The organism is Acinetobacter sp. UBA2063, from assembly GCF_002333245.1.
GTDB classification, from domain to species: domain Bacteria; phylum Pseudomonadota; class Gammaproteobacteria; order Pseudomonadales; family Moraxellaceae; genus Acinetobacter; species Acinetobacter parvus.
Genome location: NZ_DDAH01000254.1, coordinates 1 through 4,372 on the forward strand (window position 1 = coordinate 1; position 4,372 = coordinate 4,372).

Here is a 4,372-nt window from a genome sequence, read left to right on the forward strand (position 1 = left end):
CCAATTCCTCGGCTTGCTCCTGTCACCAACGCAATCTTTCGTTGTTGTGTCATGCAATTTTTCCTTCTGCCACCAAGATCGCGCTTAGGGCATCTTCCATACGTGCTTTGCTATCAATTGCAAATGCTTTTTCTATGTTCGGTAATCGCTTAGCAAGATTGCTGAGCACCGTACCTGGCCCACATTCAACCACATACTGGATACCTTGATCCTGTAGATATTGCATGCTACGTGTCCATTGCACTGACTGGTACAACTGGGCAGTGAGCGCCTGACGTAACTGGGCAACATCCGTTGCGATTTCCGCGTTGACATTTTGTATTACAGGAATGCGGGGTAGCTCAATGGCAGTTTGTTCCAAAGCTTCAGCAAACTTTTCTGCTGCTGGTTTCATCAAGGTACAATGTGATGGTACAGAAACAGGCAATGCAATCGCTTTACCTGATTGCTCTTTTGCTTCAGCCATGACTTGCTGAACCAAAGCTGTACTGCCTGCAATCACCACCTGACCTTGCGCATTATAATTCGCCGCTTCAACTGAACCTTGGCCTACCGCAGATGCATTCGCTTTTTGGCAAAGCTCGATCACTTTGTCATCGGTTAAACCAAGAATTGCCGCCATTGCCCCCTCACCTTGAGGAACTGCACTCTGCATCAATTTACCGCGTAAATTGACCAGTTTCACCGCATCGGCAAGGGTCATGGCTTCTGCTGCAACAAGCGCACTATATTCTCCCAAAGAATGTCCAGCAAGGAATTTTGGTGCAACACCACCCAGTTCCAGCCAGACACGCCATAAGGCAATGCTGGCAGTGAGCAATACAGGCTGGGTATTTTCCGTTTGATCCAGCCCCTCACCACTTTGGGCAATCTGCCAAAGGTCAAAGTCAACTGCTTCTGAAGCTTCTGTGAATGTATCTTTAACGACACTAAACTGCTCTGCGAGTTCAGCCAGCATCCCTACTTTTTGTGAACCCTGACCAGGAAAAACAAATGCTGTTTTTGTTGCTTGAGCAGCCTGCTCAAGTCGCTTAGTCGACATATAAAAATCCTTAAAATGGTCTATCGCCAGTTTTATCAACACTCATGATTCTACATGAGAATGACAACAGACTCTTTCCCGATGCGGCAATTTACCATTGATTAAATCGTTTTTTAATTGCGAAAAACAACAAAAAAGGGAGCTTTCGCTCCCATTTTTCTATACTTTAAGCTAACGCTTAATGCATATAACTCAATTATTCAGCATCAGCTGCTTTAGCGAATAATTGACGACCACGGTAAATACCGTCTTTAGTCACGTGGTGACGACGATGAGTTTCACCAGTAGTTTGGTCTACAGATAATGCATTCTCGGTTAAAGCGTCATGTGAACGGCGCATGTCACGGCGAGAGCGACTTTTACGGTTTTGCTGAACGGCCATGATGGCTCCTTACAAAGATCGAAAAATGGATCAGAACAAATTCAGTTGTCTTAACTCAACATGATAACACAAATTGTGTTATGAGTTAAGTTTGCCTTTCAAACTTGCCAAAACATCAAACGGGTTATCCCGCTTTTCTTCGACAACGTCCTGAACGGCAGGTTGATGTTTATGCTCACAAACACCATGTTTGGGAGACAAAGGCATCAACAATAACAATTCATCTTCTAGCAATGCGAATAAATCAATCGAAGCAGGTGTATCAATACTCCCTTTTTTCGACGATTCACTTTCACCTAAAACGATGAAATCAGCATCCTCATCCAATCGCTCTATCAGTGACTCATCATCAATTAAAGCTAAATGAAATTCTGAGACTAATTCAATTTCAACAGATCCCAAACAACGTTGGCATTCCATTGGAACTTTAGTATCAATATGTCCATCTAACCATACAATACGATGATAGGCATCGATTGATAGCTTACAGTCTATGTTGATCAATTGATCACCAATTGAACCAACAGCTTCTCGAGCAATACGAGCAAAGCGAGACAATGGCAGTATTCCTGACCATGTATAGCCCTGTTCAGCCCATTTAAATGGCTCGATTTGGCTTGGAAAAGTATTTGCTGACATAAGAGGGTCTGTTGACAGTTCAAATATAGTTGCGACAGTGGACATTTTTTAGAGGATACAAGGCACGAATTGCGTAATTTAGCTTTCTAAATAAGCAATGCGTAACGCAGTAGCATCAAAAAATATCCCTGTCCCTACGGGTTGCTAGTAAAATTGCCCTATCCATCGTCATGAAACTTGTTAAGGGAGTCGCCATTAACTACGTTTCATTCCTTGTCTATGACAATTTTACTTTGCAACGCAAGTTACATTTGAACTGTCAGCAGACCCTGTGGGCGGCAATTCTACAAATTCATCGGTACTCTGTCAAAGATTAAGATACAATTTTGCACTTCTTTAGACAGAACTCGTGGTAACACAGCAATGTATCTGTTGCAGCCGCAACTTGAAGTAACAACTTCATCACTTGTTAGCCCCCATTCAATCACTGCTCCTATGTTAACACCAGATCAAGTGCAACGCTCATCTTGGCAAACGTTAACAACAGAACCAGAACAGGTTGATTGGCTTATTTTACACTTTAATCACTGGTTTTCCCACCATAATGTCATGCTTGTTAAAGGTGATTTTGAACCAGAATATTTCCCAGCGATAAATCAACAGCCTGCAAAAATCCAATTTGCACATGGTTTCTTTAACAGTGCCTTACATGAAATTAGTCATTGGAGTATTTCAGGTGAAAAACGTCGCCTTTTACCTGATTTAGGTTATTGGTATGCACCCGATGGTCGTACTGCAGAACAGCAAGCTTTATTTGAACAAGTTGAAATTAAGCCTCAAGCCATTGAATGGTTATTTGCAACAGCCTTTGGTCGAAAGTTTCGTGTCTCTTTAGATAACTTAACGGGTGATAGCGGCAATGGGACACAATTTAAAGATCATGTTTTTGCTCAAGTACAACGTTATTTTTCAGGTGAAGCCACTTTGCCACGAGATGCTGCACTTTTTATTCACTATATCTGTGTTTGTACCCGTCATGGCTTACCATTACAACTAAATGAATTTAAACGTGAATTACTTGATTGAATGACAAAATTAACACATCTAAGACTTGCATCTTTAGTAGAACAAGTTTCATACTTAATCTAGCCATAAAGATCAGGGAGTTACAATAATAATGTTACATTTACATATTCATCCTGAAAATCCACAGGCTCGCTTAATCACACAAGCCGTTGAACGTATTCGCGCGGGTGATGTGGTGGTTTATCCAACTGATGCAGCTTATGCGATTGGTTGTCAGATTGGAAACAAGAATGCGATGGAGCGGATTGCCCAGATTCGCGGTCTAGGTCCAAAACATCAATATGCGATTATGTGTTGTGATCTATCTGATATTGCGACCTATGCCAAAGTGGACAATGCCATGTATCGGCTGTTAAAAAATAATACGCCTGCTGTCACCACCTTTATTTTGCCTGCTACCAGTGAAGTTCCAAAACGTTTGATGCACCCTAAGAAAAAAACCATTGGTCTGCGCATTCCAAGTAATCCTGTTGCACAAGCTTTATTACAAGAACTTGGTGCACCGTTACTCACCAGTACATTGATCTTGCCCGATCAAAAAGATCCGCTTGATGATCCTTATGATATTGAAAACCAACTAGGTAAACGTATTGATGTGTTTATTGACAGCGGCTTTGGTACCTTGTCCACCACCAGTATCGTGGATTTATCTGGAGAAAATCCTGAAATTATCCGTCGTGGTGTTGGTGATGTCAGTGCTTTTGGATAAGCACTGACCCTTATTCAATCAAAAAATCAGACAACTTCTGTTTCTGAAAACCGTGTTCATCAAAATTATCAGGACTCAGCCATTGCTGATAAGCATTTTTTAATTCTGGCCACTCATCATCAATCATCGAGAACCATGCCGTATTTCGATTGTGCCCTTTTAATATACAATCCTGACGAAACAATCCCTCGTATTGAAACACCACCAAATTTTGTAATGAATCTTTTAGGCTTTGCTGGCTCTGCGGTGCGGAATATGGCAGATAGGTCCAGCATCGTTCATCAGGTTCTGTCGATACCGCTTCCCATAACTGCCCTACCGCCTGATCTGTTATGCCATCAGCCACATTGACCAGCTTGACATATCATCCCGATATATCACCCTGAACAGTAGAAGCAGTCACATTTTCATCAAGCGAAGAACCAGTCATTTGCCCAAACTGATTCTGTTGTGTTTTTAAATAATTTCTCATTGGCTGTTATCGTTTAATTAAAGCCTTTTTGGAAACCCATTTAAACATAGCTTTAGCTCTGTTCAATGTGAAATTGCATCACATTGACATCCTCCCCGACCT

General features: G+C 41.7%; 5 protein-coding genes and 1 pseudogene. 2 read left to right on the plus strand and 4 right to left on the minus strand.

From position 1 onward, the window contains the following. Positions 1-49: 49 nt before the first annotated feature. The 3 genes from fabD to B4H32_RS11985 form a co-directional block, all read right to left on the minus strand. Positions 50-1,042 carry an ACP S-malonyltransferase gene (gene fabD, locus B4H32_RS11975; RefSeq protein WP_004757343.1) on the minus strand — a complete coding sequence of 331 codons (993 nt, stop codon included), beginning with the start codon at positions 1,040-1,042 and terminating at the stop codon, positions 50-52. 196 nt (positions 1,043-1,238) lie between these two features. After that, positions 1,239-1,424, minus strand: coding sequence for a 50S ribosomal protein L32 (rpmF, locus tag B4H32_RS11980; RefSeq protein WP_004638135.1), 186 nt, complete (start codon positions 1,422-1,424; stop codon positions 1,239-1,241). Positions 1,425-1,502: 78 nt separating this feature from the next. Continuing rightward, positions 1,503-2,063: a YceD family protein gene (locus B4H32_RS11985; RefSeq protein ID WP_034427529.1), complete on the minus strand. Its 561-nt coding sequence runs from the start codon at positions 2,061-2,063 to the stop codon at positions 1,503-1,505. A 363-nt stretch (positions 2,064-2,426) separates the two neighbouring features. On the opposite strand from B4H32_RS11985, the gene B4H32_RS11990 reads away from it, so the two are divergent. Together B4H32_RS11990 and B4H32_RS11995 are read left to right on the plus strand one after the other, a co-directional pair. Then, on the plus strand, positions 2,427-3,089 hold the full coding sequence (locus B4H32_RS11990; protein ID WP_004757339.1) for an elongation factor P hydroxylase: 663 nt from the start codon (positions 2,427-2,429) through the stop codon (positions 3,087-3,089). A 91-nt stretch (positions 3,090-3,180) separates the two neighbouring features. Further along, the gene (locus tag B4H32_RS11995) at positions 3,181-3,798 is read left to right on the plus strand and encodes an L-threonylcarbamoyladenylate synthase (protein ID WP_262574112.1); all 618 of its coding nucleotides are present in this window, start codon (positions 3,181-3,183) and stop codon (positions 3,796-3,798) included. A 10-nt stretch (positions 3,799-3,808) separates the two neighbouring features. On the opposite strand, the pseudogene B4H32_RS12000 reads toward B4H32_RS11995, so the two are convergent. Continuing rightward, positions 3,809-4,270 (minus strand): annotated as a pseudogene (locus B4H32_RS12000) (hypothetical protein). Between the last annotated feature and the right edge of the window lie 102 nt (positions 4,271-4,372).